Origin of the sequence: Shewanella sp. AS16 (assembly GCF_021412365.1) — a bacterium.
Lineage (GTDB): Bacteria > Pseudomonadota > Gammaproteobacteria > Enterobacterales > Shewanellaceae > Shewanella > Shewanella salipaludis.
Genome location: NZ_JAKCLK010000147.1, coordinates 1 through 312 on the forward strand (window position 1 = coordinate 1; position 312 = coordinate 312).

Sequence of the window (312 nt, forward strand, 5' to 3'; positions counted from 1 at the left end):
TGGTGTGCAGTTACGCAGTGAGGATGATGCGGCTGACGACGCTGACCGCACGGAACAGGTGCAGGAAAAAGCGTCAGTGGAGGAAATCAGTCTGCCACTGCTGACGAAAATGTCTTCCGAACGCACGCTGGCAGTCCAGGCAGCACTGATGCAGCAACCGGACAAATCTCTGGCACTGCTGGCATGGACGCTCTGCCTGAATGTGTTTGGCAGCGGAGCGTACAGTAAACCAGCACAAATCAGCCTGGAATGTAAACATTATTCGCTGACCAGCGATGCGCCATCGGGGAAGGACGGTGCCGCATTCCTGGC

The 312-nt window shown here is 56.4% G+C and carries 1 protein-coding gene; it reads left to right on the forward strand.

Annotation, left to right across the window (positions count from 1 at the left end; all coding sequences use genetic code 11):
- The coding region (locus LZP73_RS19735; RefSeq protein ID WP_442800775.1) for a hypothetical protein at positions 1 to 312 on the forward strand (312 nt) is incomplete at both ends.